Raw genomic sequence first — 19,179 nt, forward strand, 5'->3', positions numbered from 1 at the left:
TTAATTAAAAAGTAAATTTGTGTGAATCATAACGCTGCTTTTAGCGAATAACCTAGCGGCTCCTATCACCCGTTGCATCCCCAAGCGTGATGCCTTAAGGAGACCAATCATGAGAATCGTCGAAATCCGCGAGAAAACCCTGCCCATCAGCTCCCCGATCCGCAACGCCTATATCGACTTCAGCAAGATGACGCTGAGCCTGGTCGCGGTGATCACCGACGTCATCCGGGACGGCAAGCCTGTGGTCGGCTACGGCTTCAACTCGAATGGGCGCTACGGGCAGGGCAAGCTGATGCGTGACCGTTTTATCCCGCGTTTGATGGAAGCCGATCCAGAGTCGCTGGTTGACAGCACCGGCAACAATCTGGATCCGCACAAGATCTGGAACACGATGTTCACCAACGAGAAGCCGGGCGGCCACGGCGAGCGCTCGGTGGCGATCGGCACGATCGACATGGCAGTCTGGGACGCCGTGGCCAAGATCGAAGGCAAGCCGCTGTTTCAACTGCTGGCGGACCGCTACGGCAATGGCCAGCCGGACCGCAAGATCTTTGTCTATGCGGCAGGTGGCTACTACTACCCGGGGCAGGACCACGGCAAGCTGAAGGACGAGATGCGCAGCTACATCGACCGCGGCTACACCGTCGTCAAGAAGAAAATCGGTGGCGCATCGCTAGACGAAGACCTGCGGCGTATCGATTCGATTTTGAGCGTGCTCCAGGACGGTCAAAAGCTTGCAGTCGATGCCAACGGTCGCTTCGATCTCGACACCGCCATCGAGTATGCGAAGGCGCTGTCGCAATATGACCTGTTCTGGTACGAGGAGCCGGGCGATCCACTCGATTTCGAACTGCAGGCGACCTTGCGGAATTATTATCCCAACCCGATGGCGACAGGGGAAGACCTGTTTTCGATGCAGGACGCCCGGAACCTGATCCGTTACGGCGGCATGCGCGCCGACCGCGACTGGCTGCAGTTTGACTGCGCACTGAGCTACGGTCTGGTCGAATACCTGCGCACGCTCGACATGCTGCATGAACACGGCTGGTCGCGTTCCCGATGCATTCCGCACGGCGGCCATCAGATGTCGCTCAATATTGCAGCCGGCCTCGGACTTGGCGGTAACGAATCCTATCCTGATCTGTTCCAGCCTTTTGGTGGCTTCCCGGACGGCGTCAAGGTGCAAAACGGCTATATCACCATGCCGGATCTGCCGGGCATCGGCTTCGAGGGCAAATCGGATCTCTACAAGGTGATGCAGGAACTGTCCGCCTGAGAAGGAAGCAATCCATTAAAAATACACAGGAGACAAGACCATGACCGACTTTGCTAGAACAAGGAAGATCAGTATCGCAGTAATGTCAGGCTTGATTGCAAGCGCTGTCTCGGGCAGCGCCTTGGCGGAATATCCTGAAAAGCTCGTCACCATCGTCGTGCCCTTTTCAGCCGGCGGACCAAGCGACAAGATAGCGCGTGATCTCGCGGAAGCGCTGCGAAAACCCTTGGGTCAAACGGTCGTGGTCGAAAATACTGCCGGCGCGTGCGGTTCCATTGGAACCGCACGCGTAGCGCGCGCACCGAACGACGGATACAGGCTTCTCGTTCATCATATCGGCCTTGCGACGGCGCCTTCGCTGTATAAGAAGCCAGGCTACAAGACCGAGGACCTCGAGTTTCTCGGGTTGATCAATGAAGCCCCATCCACACTTATCGGGAAAACCGCGCTTCCCGGAAATAGCCTGGCGGACTTGCGAAAATATATTGCCGAGAACGATAGCAAGATTAATCTTGCCAACGCAGGGGTAGGTTCAGCCTCACATCTGTGCGGACTTATCTTGCAAAACGCGCTCAAGAGCAATATGACTTCCGTGCCTTACAAAGGCACGGCGCCGGCCATGACCGATTTGATGGGCGGGCAGGTCGACCTGATGTGTGAACAGGTCACGAACAGCTCTCCTCAAATCGAGAGTAAAAAAGTAAAGGTCTATGGCGTCAGCAGCACAAAAAGGCTGACGACACCGGCCTTGGCCGACGTGCCTACACTCGAGGAAGCCGGGTTAAAGGGCTTCGACTTCACGGTCTGGCACGGTCTTTACGCGCCTCGCGGCACCCCTCCGGCCATACTCGACAAAATTAACGCAGCGCTACGCACAGCCATTAAGGATCCCAGCCTGGTGAAGCGCCAGGAAGCCCTGGGCATTACCGTTGTGGCAGACGCCCGCGCAGAACCTGCAGGCCACAAGAAATTTTTCGAGGGTGAAGTCAACCGGTGGGCGAGGGTGATTAAGGACGCTGGAATTCAGCCTGAATAATTTACTGGAGACCCGGTTCCCATAACGCTTCCGTTTCACTCCGGCTAGGCGTGCCTTGCCAGTCGGACCACGAAGGTATTGCCCGACTGGGCAGTACCTTCCGCATATCGCTCGTTTCCAAAAATAAAAAACGTCAGGCCCCGCGCTTTAGCAGCCTCCCTTGCTCGAAGCTGGGCGGAGCTATAGGACGAGTTAATGAAATTTCATTATAAATGCCCATATTGGAGATCGACATGGTGCTCGCTAGAATCAAGAATTCCCTCTCAAAACTCTACGTCCAGGTTCTAATCGGCATCATCGCCGGCGTGCTCCTGGGTCATTACGCCCCAAATATCGGCGCGGAACTCAAACCGCTCGGCGACATCTTCATCAAGCTGATCAAGATGCTCCTGGCCCCGATCATTTTTGCGTCGGTGGTGGTCGGCATCGCGCGGATGAACAATATTCACGAGGCCGGGAGGGTGGGCGTGAAAGCCGTGGTGTACTTCGAGATTGCTTCCACGCTTGCGCTTATCGTCGGCCTGGTCGTGGGCAACGTCTTCCAGCCCGGCAGCGGCATGAACATCGACCCTGCGAAAATCGACAGAGCGGCGGTCAGCACTTACACACAGGCGGCCCAGAAGCACGGGTTCTTCGACTTCCTGATGAACATCGTTCCGAACAGCGTGGTCGGCGCCTTTGCGAGCGGAGAGATGCTTCCCATCATTCTGTTTTCCATGCTGTTTGCCATCGCGCTTGGACGGCTTGGCGCGAAGGCCGCGCCCTTGGTTGACATGCTCGACATGTTCCTGCATGGGATGTTCGGCATCGTGCGCATCGTGATGTACGTTGCGCCGGTTGGCGCCTTTGGAGGAATGGCCTTCACGGTCGCAAAATATGGAATTGGAACGCTAGCGTCCTATGGACAGCTGATACTCGCCCTCTATGTGACCTCTGCCGTTTTTATCGCGGTCGTTCTTGGCATCGTGATGAAGATGTCCGGACTGTCTCTCTGGAAATTCTTACGCTACATCAAGGATGAAATATTCGTGACCCTTGGGACGGCTTCCACCGAAGCCGTGCTTCCCCAGATGCTGGTCAAGCTCGAAAAGCTGGGGTGCGCAAAGCCGGTTGTCGGCATGGTGCTTCCCACGGGCTATACATTCAATGCAGACGGGACCGCCATCTATCTCACGATGGCCTCGCTTTTCATAGCGCAGGCAATGAATATTCACTTGTCGATCTGGGATCAGGTATTGCTGCTCGGTGTGATGCTGCTCACGTCGAAAGGGTCGGCCGGAGTCGCGGGCGCGGGTTTTGTCGCGCTTGCTGCAACACTGGCATCAATGCCGAATATACCTGTGGCCGGACTGGTGCTGCTGCTGGGCGTGGACCGCTTCCTCAATGAGGCGCGAGCCGTGACCAATCTCATCGGCAACGGCGTGGCAACGATTGCAGTGGCCCGCTGGGAGGGCGCCATCGACATGCAGCGCGCACGAGCGGTGCTGGACCGCGAGGTCGACGTCGATTTCGATGAAGAAACCGTCGCCCCGCAACCAGTCCCGCCCCATTTGCGCGCGGCACAAGCGGTCACGTCCGCAGGCTACCGGACGCGTTGACCTGGGCGCATGCCAAATGCACGCCTCAGCAAGCCGGGCAGGTTAAAAGGCTGTCCCTGCACCCGGCTCGCCGGCGACATCGGCTAATAACGTCAACAAAAATCTTTTCATTTTCCAGGCTTCAGGATGACTTTCGTCCAGCCGTGATCACGCGCATCGAAGTGCTGGTAAGCATCCGGCGCCTTGCCCAGTTCGATCTCGTGCGACACGAGGAAAGAGGGCTTTGCCCTGCCGGCATGGATCAGGTCACGCAACTGGCGATTATAGGCTTTGACATTGCACTGGCCGGTGGCGATATGCTGGCCCTTGAACCAGCACATCCCCCAGTCAAAGACAATCTCGCCTTTCTTCGCCAGCTTGTCGGCTGCGCCCGGGTCTTGCGGTACGAACACGCCGACGACACCGATGCCCCCGGTGAACTTGACCGACTTCACCAAGTCGTTCATCGTCGCATTCGGCACTTCCTTGCCGGCAGGATCGTGGCATTGGTAGCCGACGCATTCACAGCCAACATCCGCGCCTTTGCCATGGGTTTCATCGAGGACCTGCTGCACCGGGTCCCCTTTGGAATCGTCGATGGCGATCGCGCCTATCGATTCAGCCAGCTTCAGCCGATCCGGATGGCGGTCCACCACCATCACCTTGCAGGCACCCTGGATCATTGCCGAGTGCGCCGCCATCAGCCCAACCGGACCGCAGCCATAGATCACCACCGCATCGCCTGGACAAAGGCCGGCCAGCCGCGTCACATGCCAGCCGGTCGGAAAGATATCCGCGACCATCACGTAGTCGTTCTGCTTTTTCTCGGCATCCGGAGGCAGCTTCAGGCAGTTGAAATCGGCCCAGGGAACGCGCAGGTATTCTGCCTGGCCACCTTGCCACGGGCCCATGTCGGCAAAGCCATAGGCACCGCCGGCAAGGCCGGGTTCGTTGGCGTTCAGGCAGTATGCTGTCAATCCCTTTTCGCAATTCCGGCAGTGGCCGCAGCTGACGTTGAATGGCATGCAGACCCAGTCCCCGACTTCAAGGCGCTCGACAGCTGGCCCCACCTCCTTGACCTGGCCGAGATTCTCATGCCCGAAAACCCTTCCTGCTTCGAAGTCGGTCCTGCCTTCAAACATATGCAGATCCGAACCGCAGATGTTGGTGCTTTTTATCTCCACGATCGCATCCGTTGGACGCTCGATTTTCGGATCGGGCACATTTTCCACGCGGACATCGCGCGGCCCTCTATAAACGACAGCTTTCATCACAGTTCTCCGGTTCACACGCGTGCCTGCCAGACGCAGCGCCCTTGAATGCATGGGTCGGTGAACCGGACCGGACAGCGTGACCACATTGCCCGCACCGATTGGGCACGGGGCCTCGACAACTCAGGATATCAAGCAATATTCATTACAGATCCGCGACCTGGAAACGGGCGTTTGACGCCGCAGCCTGCGATCGCCGATGATGTTCCGTCGTTTGGCTCAGGGATTACCCACGCGCCGGCGGTCCGCCGCCATCGCCGCGCCGAGCAATGCCACGCCCAATAGGATCCGGAATGCCGGGCGCGGTAACCAGCGCATGGCATCTACCACGACCGCCGGCGGTTGCTCCCGCTGCGGATCCGAACGGGTGCGTCGACCAGCTTGCTGCTCGTCCGCGGCGCCTGCAAACAACGCAGTCATCGCGCCGACGAACGGCACCATGTCCTGTGGTCCGCGGCTGGTCACCCAGTTGCGGTCCCTTACCACTTCCTTGTCCAGCCAGGTGGCACCTGCGCTTACCATGTCATCGCGTATCCCCGGCCAGGAAGTCATGGTCCTTCCCGAGGTGAGTCCCGCGGACGCCAGCAGCCAGGGTCCATGGCAGAGCGTTGCAATCGGCTTGCCCTGCCGGTCGAACGAGCGCACGAAATCACGCGCCTTGGCGGACTGGCGCAAAAGGTCCGGGTTGATGAATCCGCCCGGTATCAGCAGTCCGTCGTATTCCGAAGGGGTTGCCCGGTCCAGCGTTTTATCGACGCGCACCATGCTTGCCGGTTCATGCAGATTGACGCCACGGATCCGCCCGGCATGCAGCGATACAATGTCGACCTTCGCTCCTGCTGCCTCGAGCGCTGCGACGGGCACGGTGAGTTCGACCTTTTCAAAGCCGTCGACTGCCAGCACGGCGATGCGGCGGCCCTTTAGTGTATTCAGTGCAGGCATATATGTCCTCTAATACGGGGGAGAACTCGTTTGCGCGCGTCGCGCTACTTCAGCAGGAGATCGCCGGCGCGGCTTCGTTTGAACACGTAGCGCTGCCGTTGATTCATGGACCGATACCAGTTCCCATTTCGCGGTGGCGCGATGATGTCCCGGTGGGGCCAGCTTCGGCGACTCCGATACCGCCGGACCAGCCATGGCTGCATCTTCATTGGCCATGAAGGTATTCTTCCTAGTAGAGTTTGACGATCCGCGGCCTTCGCAAGATGCGAGAAGGTCGGCGGCATCACGGACTCAGTGTAGGAATGTGAACTGCTTTGCACACGGAAGTTCAATAAAAAGGCGAACACATCACGGTGTCAAAACAACGACTCTGCACGCTTCGGCTGCAGTTTATTCTGCTTTCAGAATGGGACGCCTCCGGCACCAACATCCGGACCCTCCCATCAGCCTTTCGGTTTCGATCCAGGTAGGGGATAACGTCGAGCGCTGTCAGTCGAGCTAGTTGCGGCTTTCTGCTATCGATGAGACGCGATGCTGAAGGAGAATGTCGAGCTTGCTGGAGACCGGGGTCGCTCACGCGCTGGCCCTTATGGGACAAGGACGATCAGTGAAGACGGTTTCCCGCGCGCCCTGGTTGGCACGCATCGATGAGCACGGGGAAATGGAAAAATGTATCGATCGACTCGAATGCCGATCTGCGCAAGATTTTATGAAAGCGGCAGAAAAGCCACAGGTTACACAGAACTCATAAACAGATGCTAAACCAAACAATCGTGGATGAATTGAATGGGGAATTGATCTACCAAACACCCCCTTCGCTTCACGTCGGGATTTACCTGGCTTCGTCCAACACACGGCTTCCGCCGAGCGTTTTTGCCTACGTGAGCGAGCGCCGAACTGAAGCATAGTCAGCCCGGCTCTGCGGTGAAGCCAGCGGTTGTGTTCGGGGCTATTTGAACTAGCTATATTGCATTCAATGCCAGAGCAGGCCGGGTCTAATGGTGGTGAAGCCAGCGTGGCTTTTTGGGTAGACGCTGGCCTCACAATGACTAAATGCAGATCACCCCTGAGGGCGGCAAGCTATCAGAGCGTGGAGCTGCAGTCCGCATCACCATCTTGCATCATTTGCTTTTGTTCGGTTTGACTCAGCGACCAGACGGTCGAGCTACGCGGTTTGGACATCTATTTTGGCTCGTGATGCATCGGTGCCCCTACATAAATGCAGGAGAAACCCGCACTGAATCGGCTTGGCTTCGGAACGGAAAGAACTGATCAATTGACCCGTTCAACTCCGGCGTAACGGATGCACGCGCGAGACGGCCCCCCACGCTTCGGCCCATCGTTGGGCTTTCTCCTTCTCGGCCTCCGTCGTCGCGCGCGTTACGCGGTCGGCCGCGAGTTTTTCTCGCTCTTTTGCTGAAATGTGGCGTTCATGTAGATCCCGGTATCCCATATTTCCTCCTGAAGCTAGACTGCATACTATAAATCTAATCGTAAACGTGGCGGGTGTGCAATGGCGGAAGCAGCTGGCATGCCCAGAGACAGGCTTAGGATGATGACGGATTCTTGCAAGGTGGACATTGTGACTGTTCCCTTTTCACCGGCAGTCAATGATGCCATACCCATGGTGGCCAGCGCTGTGGGATTCGACCAGCACTGGGGCGTCAAGGCTAAGCGCCTGCCATGGAAGAGTAAGGCGGCATTGAGAGCACACGGGCGACTGGTCACTGTTGATCGACAACTGCCGGACACTCACCGCCTGGAGTCGGGCAGCAAATGTCGCAGGGTAGCCGGCGCTGCCGCTGACGTCTCCTTACCCTTTCCGTATGTGAAACTTCACCACAGTAGAGAATGAAATCATGACAAAGTATCTTATTGCCTTTCCCGCGAGTGCGCTGAATGTTCCAGCCGAGGACATGCCTGATGTGAGTGTTGCGGCGCATGCGGTTGTCCGACAGGCGAAAGCGGAGGGGGTCTACGTGTTTGGCGGCGGAATCAACGGTGAAGTCGCGCCAGTGATGGTTGCAGCGGACGGAAGCTGCACAACGGAGTCATACCGCCAGTTCCGGGAATTCGATGGGGGCTTTTGTGTCTTAGAGCTTCCGTCCAGGGCAGTTGCCGTCCAATGGGCCGCGAAAATGGCTGCAGCCTGCCGCTGTGCACAAGAGCTTCGCGAGTTTTACTACGACCCGGAAAGCTGAACAGGAGCAGCGGCAAGATAGGCGCCTTAGCTGGGTCAGCATTGCGTGCAACCTCTACGCATGCGCGAAAATGCGCTGCCGGGTTCGGCCAGGGGTGGTCATTCCGCAAGTCGGCCCCTCAGATAGCGGCGCCAATCCCGACAGGCACATTGAAAGAAATGTTCATGGATTTATTTGGACAACTGCAGTCGCTGATCGCTGCGGATGAGCAACGGATGCGCATCCTCCGTATCGTGCGAGGGCTTGACCTGCCCGATTGTTGGGTTGCGGCGGGATTCGTGCGTAGCTGTGTCTGGGACGATCGGCACCGGCGTTCGCCGTCGCCACTGCCGAGCGATATCGATGTGATTTGGTACGATCCAATACAGGTGTGGCCGGGGCACGACGCTGTAATGCAATCGACGTTATATTCGCTGGACAGCACGCTTGAATGGTCAGTCAAGAACCAGGCACGTATGCATGAGCGTAACGCGGATCAACCTTACTCGTCTGCGACGGACGCGATGCGTTATTGGCCAGAAACGGCGACGGCGGTGGGCGTCCGGCTTAATGATCAGGGGGTCATCGACGTCGCTGCGCCCTTTGGTCTGACCGACTTTTTCGCGCTGCTCGTGCGGCCAACAGAACGGTTCGGGACCGAAAAGCGCTCGATCTATGTTGATCGGATTCGCAGCAAGGACTGGCAAGCCGTCTGGCCCAGCCTCAGGATCGAAATGCCGCCCGTCGAACCGGATTGAACCCACCGCTTGGCTTAAACATCGGTCAAAGGGCGCGCTGATCCGTTCCTGCTGCAAAACAGGACGACTTCTTTATCCCCAGCTTTTAGCGATTGAAGCGGCGAAACCTTTTCTTTGGTCCGCTGCCGGGCACAGGCTTGCGCGGCAAATGTGCGCGCGGCGTCGGGCATGCGCGGCGCTGCGCATCTTGCGACGGTGCGGGTAAGGGCCGTCAGTGTCGCGCCGAAGGCGTCCGGCAGGAAGGACGTTCTGAAAAAGGCGTGCTGTCGGGCGGTATCGAAAGACGCACGGCGGTCAGACCGTGCGACGCAATGACGGCCACCTGCCACTGTCGCATAGCTCGTCCACCAGTCGCATGATCAGCTCTGCTACGGCCCGCTTCGCATTCGTCGCCGGGATGTTGTTCGACATGCAGATGCCCAGCGTGCGGGATATCTGGGCCGGGTCGATGCGCCTGGCCGTGAGTCGGCCCTGCAGGACTTCCTGCTCGACCAGGGCCAGCGGCATGATGGTGTTGCCCTTGCCGGCCTCGACCGCGCTTTTCAGGATGTGCACGGAATTAATCTCGGCAAACAGCGAGGGCATGCGCATGCCTTGCCGCACCACGGTCTCCTCGATGATGGTGCGGATGCAATGGCTGTGCTGCAGGCCCGACAGCATCAGCGGCCCGGCAAGCGCCTCCTGGAGGCTGATGTCGGCTTGGTCGGAGCTGTTCGCCTGCGGGACGTGCGCCGGCTTCACCAGATAGAAATCTTCTTCCGCGATCGGGCTGAAGGAAAAGCCCTGCAGGCGGACGTTCGAGGTGAAGACTGCCAGGTCGACGCGGCCCTGCCACAGTTGTTCGAGCAAATTGCCGGTCAGTTCCTCGTTGATGTGCAGGGAAATATTCGGCAACTGCGCCTGCACGGCATTGATCAGCGGGAGCGCCAGGGCCACCGACGCGCTTTGCGGCACGCCGACCACGACATTGCCGAAGATGGCGTCGGTCGAGAAATGCACGGCTTCCCGGGCGTCGCCCATCTGCTTCAGGATGGCCTTGCCATATTCGTAGAACACCTTGCCGCTTTCGGTTGGAAAGACGCCGCTGCGGCTGCGATGCAGCAACTGCACGTCGAGATCGGCCTCCAGGTCCGATATCTGTTTGCTCAGCGCCGACTGCGCCACGAACAGCCTTCCTGCCGCGCGCGAAACACTGCCGCTATCGACCACGGCTAGAAAATACCTGATTTGCCTGATTTCCAATTATTCGTCTCCGGGCCTATGCCTCTTGTTGGCGCTTCTTTCCTTTTTCCAATTACCCGATCATCTTCGCAGGTATTCCGTATCGAGTCATCTCGAAACGAGAACAATGGATATGCAATCGATATGACGTCCCGCGTCTGGTTTCACAGTAACCTGTGCCGTCATTCAGCCATCGCCAAAGTGCTGCAGGCCGTGGCGATGCATTAGAACGGAGACAACCCATGACTGCACTATTCAATCGCACGCATGCAGGGCAGACGGCCCTACCGGCTCAATTCCAGGAAGCAATGAGCGCCTTGCTCGAGGCGCGCTTTACGATGTCCCTCCCGGTGCGCGAGCATCACGGCAAGGATGAATCGCCGTTCGGCATCATCGCCCCCGATGCGGTCGCGTTCGTCAACAGCACCGACGAAGTGGCGGCCGTAATCCGGCTTTGCGGACAGCATCGCGTGCCTGTCATTCCGTTCGGCGCCGGCACGTCGATCGAAGGCCATTTCCTCGCTCCGCATGGGGGCATCAGCCTCGACCTCAGCGGCATGAATGCCGTGATCGCGGTCCATGCGGAAGACCTGACCGTCACGGTCCAGGCAGGCGTATTGCGCAAGCAGCTGAATGAGGAAATCAAGCATACCGGCCTGTTCTTCCCGATCGATCCCGGCGCCGACGCGTCCATCGGCGGCATGTGCGCGACCCGCGCGTCGGGCACCAATGCCGTGCGCTACCAGACCATGCGCGAGAACGTGCTGGCGCTGACGGTCGTCACGCCCGAAGGCAAGATCATCCAGACCGGAACCCGCGCGCGAAAGTCGTCGGCCGGCTACGACCTTACGCGCGTCTATGTCGGCAGCGAAGGCACGCTTGGCATCATCACCGAGGTCACGCTGCGCGTATTCCCGCAGCCGGAAGCGCTTTCCGCGGCGGTCTGCGCCTTTCCAACCGTCGCCAGCGCCGTGCAGACCGTCATCGAGACGATACAGATGGGCGTGCCCATTGCGCGGGTCGAATTCGTCGATGCGTTGTCGATCCGGGCGATCAACCGGCATGACAAGCTCGATCTCGCCGAAATGCCGACGCTCTTCTTCGAATTTCACGGCAGCGCCAGCGGCGTGGCCGAACAAGCTGAAACGGTGCAGCAGATCGCGGCGGGCAACGACGGCCATCGCTTCGAATGGGCTACCCATCCCGAGGACCGCAAGAAATTGTGGAATGCGCGCCATAGCGCCTACTTCGCCGCCCTGCAGCTCAAGCCCGGCTGCAAGGCCGTGGTCACCGACGTATGCGTGCCGATTTCCCGGCTGGCCGAATGCGTGACCGCGACGGACGCGGATCTGCAGGCGTCGTCGCTGCCATGCCCGATCGTGGGCCATGTCGGCGACGGCAACTTCCATGTGATCATCCTGATCGACCCGCACAAGCCGGAGGAGCGGGAGGAAGCCGAGGGGATCAACGCCAGGATCGTCGAACGCGCGCTGGCGATGGAAGGCACCTGCACCGGCGAACATGGCATCGGCATGCACAAGAAGGAATTCCTGCGGACGGAGCAGGGCGATGACGCGCTGGACGTCATGCGCGCGATCAAGCGGGCGCTGGACCCGATGAACCTGCTGAACCCGGGGAAGATATTCGAGCTCGATTGAGCCGGCAGTGCGGCGGCAAAGGGCCGCAGGGGACAAGCCGGCGATCGCCGGATAACCATAATTGGAGACAAAAAAATGAGTGACATCACGGCAGAAGGCGTGCGCTTCAACGATACGGCCAATATCGACCGGATCTACAAGAAAATCACCTGGCGGCTGATCCCGTTCCTGTTGTTCTGCTACATCCTGTCCTACCTGGATCGGGTCAATATCGGCTTTGCCAAGCTGCAGATGCTCAGCGACCTGCAATTCAGCGAAGCGGTCTACGGCCTGGGCGCCGGCGTGTTCTTCCTCGGGTATTTTTTCTTTGAAGTGCCCAGCAATATCATCATGCACAAGGTCGGTGCGCGACGCTGGATTGCCCGGATCATGATCTCCTGGGGCATCCTGTCGGCCGCGATGATGTTCGTCAATAGCGCCACCTCGTTCTATGTGCTGCGCTTCCTGCTGGGGCTGGCGGAGGCCGGTTTTTTCCCCGGCATTATCTATTACCTCACCCGCTGGTATCCGGCCGACCGGCGCGGCCGCGCAACATCGCTTTTCCTGACGGCGATTGCGCTTGCCGGCGTCATCGGCGGGCCGGTGTCGGGCTGGATCCTGCGCGACACCAATGGCCTGGCGGGTCTCGCGGGCTGGCAGTGGATGTTCCTGATCGAGGGCATTCCGTCGGTGCTTGCGGGCTTCTTCCTGCTGCGCTTCCTAGACGACAAGGTCGAGGATGCAAAGTGGCTGACCGAAGCCGAACGACGCGAAGTCGTTGCGCTGCTGCAGAAGGAAGAGGTCACCAAATCCCATTCCACCATCGGCAAGGCGTTTTCCAGCGGCCGTACCTGGCTGCTCAGCATCATTTATTTCCTGTTCGTCTTTTCGCTGTATGGCATCAGCTTCTGGCTGCCGACGATCATCAAGGCCGCCGGCGTGAAGGATGCGCTCAATATCGGCCTGCTGAGCGCCTTGCCATGGGCGGCCGGCGTGATCGCAATGGTGCTGATGGCGCGCAGCGCTGACCGGTGCGGCGAACGGCGCTGGCATATCGCGATTCCGTCGGTGCTGGGCGCCATCGGCTTCCTCATTGCCGTGAAATTCAATGCCAATGTGCCGATTGCCATGCTAGGCATGTCGATTGCAACAATGGGCATCATGAGCGCGCTGCCGATTTTCTGGAGCATTCCGACGGCCTACCTGGGCGGCGCGGCGGCGGCGGCCGGCATTGCGCTGATCAACTCCTTCGGTAATCTGTCCGGCTTCGTCGGTCCGTCATTGATGGGCTGGATCAAGGAAGTTACCGGGTCGCTCGACAATGGCGTCTACATGCTGGCAGGCTGCCTGCTGATGGGCGGCCTGCTGACGCTCTTCACGTCGTCCAAGCTGCGCTGACGATCTTTAAAGCCATTAAAGGGACGAGGCCGCCGGCGGCGGGGAATGGGCGATGGCGCAGAGACGCTGCTAAAAGCCCATTCCCCCGCTCACGGCGGCCGCATGCGTCTGGCGTCCGGTCGATGTGATCGGGCACCATCCTTTAATGAACGACGCCGCACGGAATGCGATGCCGCGCCGCTTCGCACCAGCCTGCGCTTTCGTCCGAAGCCATAAAAGCGCGCCCAGGCCGCCAAATCAAAAGGGCGGCGCATTCCGCATCAGCACGGTCTTGAGTGCAAAGCTCGATTTGATATGGGCGACGCCCGGTATCCGGGTCAGCGTATTGACCAGGAAGGACTGGTAGGTATGCAGGTCGCGGACCACGACGCGCAGCAGGTAATCCGCATCGCCTGTCATCAGGAAGCAGCTCATCACTTCCGGCACTTGCGCCACCCGTTCCTCGAACAAGGTCAGCGCTTCCACCGCCTGCTTGTCCATCGCGACTGAAACGAAGACCACCAGCTCCCCGCTCAGCCGCGTCTCATCCAGACGCGCGAAATAACCCTGGATGTATCCCTCTTCTTCCAGCAGGCGCACGCGCCGCAGTGTCGGCGTCAGCGACAGCCCGATCTGTTCCGCCAGGTCGCGCCAGCTGACGCGTCCATCATTGGCGAGCGCATTAAGGATTTTGAAATCAAATTTATCGAGTTTCATTATGAATGAACTATTACGAGTTTAGCAGTAGGTCAAAACATCTAAAACGGCAATTAATCGTAGTCGTTTTTGGTCTCAATTGCTAGCGTGCCCGCCCTATACTTTTTACCGTACAAAAGCGATTGGAGAACGCATGGCACAGGTGGATTTATCCTATTCGGCCGAGGATTTATATACACGCGAGGACGGTCGAATCTTCCTCACCGGGACGCAGGCGCTGGTACGCCTTCCGATCATGCAGCGCAGGCTGGACCGGGCGCGCGGGCTCAATACCGCCGGCCTGGTATCGGGCTATCGCGGTTCGCCGCTCGGCACCTATGACATGCAGCTCTGGAAGGCGTCCCGCGTGCTTGCCGCGCATGACATCGTGTTCCAACCGGGCCTTAATGAGGACCTGGCCGCCACCGCGCTGTGGGGTGCGCAGATGCACAAGGCCTATGGCGAAACCCGGGCCGACGGCGTGTTCGGCATCTGGTATGGAAAAGGGCCAGGCGTCGATCGCACCGGCGATGTGTTCCGCACTGCCAATATGCTCGGCACCTCCGCGCTCGGCGGCGTCCTAGCCGTATCCGGCGACGATCATGCCGCGCAGTCGTCGATGTATCCGCACCAGACCGACGGCATCTTTTCCGCTGCGTCCATTCCGGTGCTGCAGCCGTCCAGCCTTGATGAAATCATCGAGTTCGGCCTCGCGGGCATTGCGCTGTCGCGTTATTCGGGACTGTGGGTCTGCCTGAAAACGATCGCGGAGGTCATCGAGACCGCGGGCTCGATCCAGTTGCCGCCCGGTCCCGAATATGTGACCCCTGGCGATTTCATGATGCCGGCGCACGGCCTCAACTGGGACCCGCGCGTGGCATGGCCCGGGGAGCGCGCCGAGCTGGAGCGGCGGCTGATCAACGAGCGGCTGCCGGCGGCGCTGGCATGGGTGCGCGCCAACAAGCTCGATCGCACCGTCGTGTCGTCGGCAGGCGGCCGGCTGGGCATTGTGACGGTCGGCAAGGCGCACCAGGACCTGATGCAGGCCGTCGAGGACCTTGGCTTGAATGCGCAAGACCTGGCAGCGCTCGGCGTGGCGGTGTACAAGGTCGCGATGAGCTGGCCGCTCGAAACGCTGGGAATCAGGGAATTCGTCGACGGGCGGGAAGAAGTGTTCGTGGTCGAGGAAAAACGCGCGATCGTCGAGACGCAGCTCAAGGATGCGCTGTTCCACGAACCCGCCGCCAGGCGGCCCCGTGTCGTCGGCAAGACTGACCAGGACGGCAAGCCGTTGCTGCCGGAGATCCTCGAATTCACGCCGCTGATGCTGGCAAGGGCCCTGGTGGCGCGCATTGGCGACAGGGCGCCCGCGCTGCGTGCCCGGCTGGCGGAACTCGAAGCCCGCGTGCTCGCGCCGCAAGCCGTGGCCATGCCGGTCCGCCGCCCGTTTTTCTGTTCGGGCTGCCCGCACAACACGTCGACCAGGCCGCCGGACGGGTCGATCTCCGGCGGCGGCATCGGCTGCCATGTGATGGCCTTGTCCGATCCCAAGCTGAAGACGTCCACGTTCAGCCAGATGGGCGGCGAAGGGGCGCAATGGATAGGCGCGGCGCCTTTCTCGAAGACGCCGCACGTATTCCAGAATCTGGGCGACGGCACCTACCAGCATTCCGGCCTGCTCGCGATTCGCGCGGCGATTGCCGCCAGGACCAATATCACCTACAAGATCCTGTACAACGACGCGGTGGCCATGACCGGCGGCCAGCAGGCCGAGGGGCAGCTGGACCCGGTGCGCATCACGCGCCAGCTGCATGCCGAAGGCGTCGAGACGATCGCATTCGTCTCCGACGACCCGGCGCGCTGGGAAGGCAATGCCGATCTGGCCAGGGGCGTGACGGTCCATCATCGCGACGCGCTGGACGAGGTGCAGCGCACGCTGCGCGAAGTGCCGGGCGTCAGCGCCATCGTCTACGAGCAGACCTGCGCATCGGAAAAGCGCCGCCGCCGCAAGCGCGGCGATTTCCCGGACCCGGACAAGCGCCTCTTCATCAACCATCGCGTCTGCGAAGGCTGCGGCGACTGCTCGGTGCAATCGAATTGCATCGCGGTGCAGCCGATCGACACCGGTTTCGGCCGCAAGCGCGAGATCAACCAGAGCGCGTGCAACAAGGATTTTTCCTGCGTCAAGGGCTTCTGCCCGAGCTTCGTGGAGATCGACGGTGTGACATTGCGCAAGCCCGATGCCAGGCGGCTGCCGGACCTGCAGTCAGCCGCATTGAGGGATTTGCCCGCGGTGAATGTGCCGCCGCTGGACGGCGTCTACAATATTTATGTCACCGGCATTGGCGGCACCGGCGTGCTGACGCTGGGCGCATTGCTGGGCGCTGCGGCGCACCTTGAAGGCAAGGGCGCCAGCGTGCTCGACTTCACCGGGCTGGCGCAAAAGAATGGCGCGGTGGTCAGCCAGGTCCGCATCGCGTCCGGCACCAAGGCGATTCATGCGGTGCGCATCGGCACGGCAGCGGTCGATCTGCTGATCGGCACGGACCTGGTCGTCGCTGCGGCGCCCGACAACCTGGAGCGTCTCGGGGCGGCGCGGACCGCCGCCGTGGTGAACCTGGACCAGACCCAGACCGCCGACGTCGTCGCGCAGCGGGACGCCAGCCTGCCGGTCGACGAGATGCTCAAGCGCGTGCGCGAGCGCACGGCGGCAGACCGCTTTCGCAGCTTCAACGCCAGCACCCTGGCGCAAACCCTGTTCGGGGACACGGTGGCAGCGCACACGCTGATGCTGGGCTATGCATGGCAGTGCGGCCTGGTGCCGCTGTCGCTGCAGGCGCTGGAACGGGCGATCGAACTGAACGGCACCGCGGTGGCAATGAACCAGAGCGCATTGGCCTGGGGCCGCATCGCCGCGGCCAATCCATCCATGCTGGCGAAGATCGACGCCGATGACGACGGTGGCGCCAGCGCCGCCGCGGCGCGCGTACGCCCGGCGGACTTCGAGGGCACGGTCGATTATCTTGCGGACGAACTGGCGGCGTACCAGGACAGCGCCTACGCGCAGCGATACCGGGACCTCGTCAGGCAGGCGCGGCAGGCCGAGCTGCGGGTCGGGAATGGCTCGGAAGCCTTCTCGATGGCGGTGGCGGAGCAGGGATTCCGCCTGATGGCATACAAGGATGAGTATGAAGTCGCGCGTCTGTATGCCGCGCCCGAATTCCGGGCCTCGCTGGAGAAGCAGTTTTCATCGACCGAGAAACTGTCGGTCTGGTTATCGCCGCCGCTGATGTCGCGCATCGACCCGGCAACCGGCAGGCCGAAGAAGCGCCGCTTCGGGCCATGGATTTTTATCGCCTTTGCGGGGCTTGCGAAGCTGCGCGGCCTGCGCGGCACGCCATTCGATCCCTTTGGCTACACCCGGGAACGGCAAAGCGAACGCGAGCTGGTTGCCGGGTATTTCCGCATGATCGAGAACCTGTCCAGGCTCGTCGGCAAGCACAACTACGAAGCCGCCGCTGCGCTGGCGCAGTTGCCGGCAGAAATCCGCGGCTATGGCCCGGTGAAGCATGCGGCCATCGTGAAGTACGAGAAGGACAATGCGGCAATGCTGGAGCGGTTCAATCGTCCTGTAGACCTGTCGGGCTACAAGACGATCTCGTTCAAGGCCGCTTGAGCGGCGGCCCGGCGGAAAGCCGGCAAGGCGAACAGGCATCAATGCGGCGCGCAGCAGACAGCGGCGCCGTTTCATAACGATTCGGAGACCAGATGATTTTGACCCAGGAGCAGGAAATGGTGCGCGATGCGATGCGCAGCTTCGCGCAGGAACAGCTGCTGCCGTTTGCGGAACAATGGGAAGCGGACGCGATCTTCCCCCGCGCGGCATTGCAGGCGCTCGGCGGCCTGAGCGCGATGGGCGTGGCCGTCAGCGAGCAGTATGGCGGCGCCGGCATGGACTACGTGACCCTGGCCCTGGTGCTGGAGGAAATCGCGGCGGGCCATGGCGCGACGTCGACCATCGTGTCGGTGCAGAATTCGCTGGTGTGCGGCATCACCGCGAAGTTCGGCTCGGCGTCTCAGAAAGAACGCTACCTGCACGGCTTTGCGACGGGTCGCCTGCTCGGCTGCTTCTGCCTGACGGAACCGCAGACCGGCTCGGACGCCGCCGCGCTGACGACCAGCGCCCGGCGCGACGGCGACGGCTGGGTGCTCAACGGCGTCAAGCAGTTCATCACCACCGGGCGCGAGGCCGATGTCGCCATCGTGATCGCGGTGACCGATCCGTCCAGGGGCAAGCACGGCATGTCCTGCTTCCTGGTGCCGACCGACACTCCCGGTTACCGGGTCGCGGGCGTCGAGAAGAAGCTAGGCCAGCATGCGTCGGACACGGCGCAAATCAGTTTTGAAAACTGCCGCGTGCCAGTCGACGCGCTGGTGGGCGAGGAAGGGCAGGGCTACAAAATCGCGCTGTCCAACCTCGAGGGCGGGCGCATAGGCATTGCCGCGCAATCGATCGGCATGGCACGCGCCGCGTATGAAGCGGCGCTGGCCTACGCGAAGGAACGCCAGTCGTTTGGCGTGCCATTGATCTCGCACCAGGCAGTCGCGTTCCGGCTGGCGGACATGGCAACCACGATCGAGGCGTCGCGCCAGCTCACGCTGCATGCGGCTGCGCTGAAGGATGCCGGCATGCCGTGCCTCAAGGAGGCGTCGATGGCGAAACTGTTTGCGTCCGAAGGCGCCGAGAAAGTCTGCAGCGCCGCGCTGCAGACGCTGGGCGGATACGGATACACCCGCGACTTTCCGGTGGAGCGCATCTACCGCGATGCGCGCGTGACGCAAATCTACGAAGGCACCAGCGACATCCAGCGAATGGTGATCGCGAAAACGATTGCCGCTGCCTAGGGCCGGCCAATGCCTTGAGCGTGGCGAGGCGTTATCTGCCGTCCGGGACGTTCGTCGCCCGGCATTTCATCGCCATTGCACTGATGCGCGCCTGCGGCCCGGCAGTCGGTGCGCGTCCGGTGCCGCAGCAACGAGGAAGTACAGTCGTTCTTGGTACACTCAAGGTTCGCCGGCAGCGTCGCCACCGCATGGTCGATCGGATGCATCAGGCCCTCCAGAAGACCTAAAGCCTGATGTTCCCGCGGGTTTGCGCGGTCCCTGCATCGGCTCACGGTTGCGCTGCGGCGGCCGGCGAATACCAAA

The 19,179-nt window shown here is 60.7% G+C and carries 14 protein-coding genes; 9 read left to right on the forward strand and 5 right to left on the reverse strand.

All coding sequences use genetic code 11. The features are described from left to right. Window positions 1-109 precede the first annotated feature (109 nt). The 3 genes from QOL82_RS11400 (at window position 110) to dctA (ending at window position 3,910) form a co-directional block, all read left to right on the forward strand. Entirely contained in the window at window positions 110-1,276 is a 1,167-nt protein-coding gene (locus QOL82_RS11400; RefSeq protein ID WP_283442385.1) for a mandelate racemase/muconate lactonizing enzyme family protein, read from the forward strand. Window positions 1,277-1,358: 82 nt separating this feature from the next. Beyond that, a complete protein-coding gene (locus tag QOL82_RS11405) occupies window positions 1,359-2,312 on the forward strand; it encodes a tripartite tricarboxylate transporter substrate-binding protein (protein WP_430438472.1) in 954 nt (317 codons plus the stop codon). 233 nt (window positions 2,313-2,545) lie between these two features. Further along, complete coding sequence (gene dctA, locus QOL82_RS11410; protein WP_283442387.1) at window positions 2,546-3,910, forward strand: C4-dicarboxylate transporter DctA; 1,365 nt, start codon at window positions 2,546-2,548, stop codon at window positions 3,908-3,910. Between the two features lie 107 nt (window positions 3,911-4,017). Here the strand turns inward: dctA and QOL82_RS11415 are convergent, their stop codons facing one another. Continuing rightward, on the reverse strand, window positions 4,018-5,160 hold the full coding sequence (locus QOL82_RS11415) for a glutathione-independent formaldehyde dehydrogenase (RefSeq protein ID WP_283442388.1): 1,143 nt from the start codon (window positions 5,158-5,160) through the stop codon (window positions 4,018-4,020). A 219-nt stretch (window positions 5,161-5,379) separates the two neighbouring features. Further along, entirely contained in the window at window positions 5,380-6,102 is a 723-nt protein-coding gene (locus tag QOL82_RS11420) for a type 1 glutamine amidotransferase domain-containing protein (protein ID WP_283442389.1), read from the reverse strand. Between the two features lie 1,859 nt (window positions 6,103-7,961). Here QOL82_RS11420 and QOL82_RS11425 point away from each other — a divergent pair. Both QOL82_RS11425 and QOL82_RS11430 read left to right on the forward strand, forming a co-directional pair. Continuing rightward, window positions 7,962-8,303 (forward strand): YciI family protein, encoded by a 342-nt coding sequence (locus QOL82_RS11425; RefSeq protein WP_283442390.1) that lies wholly within the window; start codon window positions 7,962-7,964, stop codon window positions 8,301-8,303. A gap of 164 nt (window positions 8,304-8,467) precedes the next feature. Beyond that, window positions 8,468-9,040, forward strand: a complete 573-nt coding sequence (locus QOL82_RS11430) for a nucleotidyltransferase family protein (RefSeq protein WP_283442391.1) — start codon at window positions 8,468-8,470, stop codon at window positions 9,038-9,040. Window positions 9,041-9,334: 294 nt separating this feature from the next. Here the strand turns inward: QOL82_RS11430 and QOL82_RS11435 are convergent, their stop codons facing one another. Further along, window positions 9,335-10,282: a LysR substrate-binding domain-containing protein gene (locus QOL82_RS11435; protein ID WP_283442392.1), complete on the reverse strand. Its 948-nt coding sequence runs from the start codon at window positions 10,280-10,282 to the stop codon at window positions 9,335-9,337. Window positions 10,283-10,503: 221 nt separating this feature from the next. Between QOL82_RS11435 and QOL82_RS11440 the strand changes: the two genes are divergently transcribed. Beyond that, on the forward strand, window positions 10,504-11,919 hold the full coding sequence (locus QOL82_RS11440; RefSeq protein ID WP_283442393.1) for an FAD-linked oxidase C-terminal domain-containing protein: 1,416 nt from the start codon (window positions 10,504-10,506) through the stop codon (window positions 11,917-11,919). Between the two features lie 75 nt (window positions 11,920-11,994). Further along, entirely contained in the window at window positions 11,995-13,296 is a 1,302-nt protein-coding gene (locus QOL82_RS11445; protein ID WP_283442394.1) for an MFS transporter, read from the forward strand. Window positions 13,297-13,533: 237 nt separating this feature from the next. Here the strand turns inward: QOL82_RS11445 and QOL82_RS11450 are convergent, their stop codons facing one another. Next, entirely contained in the window at window positions 13,534-13,992 is a 459-nt protein-coding gene (locus QOL82_RS11450; RefSeq protein ID WP_283442395.1) for an Lrp/AsnC family transcriptional regulator, read from the reverse strand. Between the two features lie 133 nt (window positions 13,993-14,125). On the opposite strand from QOL82_RS11450, the gene QOL82_RS11455 reads away from it, so the two are divergent. Continuing rightward, window positions 14,126-17,647: an indolepyruvate ferredoxin oxidoreductase family protein gene (locus tag QOL82_RS11455; RefSeq protein ID WP_283442396.1), complete on the forward strand. Its 3,522-nt coding sequence runs from the start codon at window positions 14,126-14,128 to the stop codon at window positions 17,645-17,647. Window positions 17,648-17,739: 92 nt separating this feature from the next. Beyond that, a complete protein-coding gene (locus QOL82_RS11460) occupies window positions 17,740-18,876 on the forward strand; it encodes an acyl-CoA dehydrogenase family protein (protein WP_283442397.1) in 1,137 nt (378 codons plus the stop codon). On the opposite strand, the gene QOL82_RS11465 is transcribed toward QOL82_RS11460, so the two are convergent. After that, window positions 18,873-19,082 (reverse strand): hypothetical protein, encoded by a 210-nt coding sequence (locus tag QOL82_RS11465; RefSeq protein ID WP_283442398.1) that lies wholly within the window; start codon window positions 19,080-19,082, stop codon window positions 18,873-18,875. The two genes, QOL82_RS11460 and QOL82_RS11465, sit on opposite strands and share 4 nt — an antisense overlap. Between the last annotated feature and the right edge of the window lie 97 nt (window positions 19,083-19,179).

It is taken from the genome of Noviherbaspirillum suwonense, from assembly GCF_900182955.1.
GTDB classification, from domain to species: domain Bacteria; phylum Pseudomonadota; class Gammaproteobacteria; order Burkholderiales; family Burkholderiaceae_D; genus Noviherbaspirillum_A; species Noviherbaspirillum_A suwonense.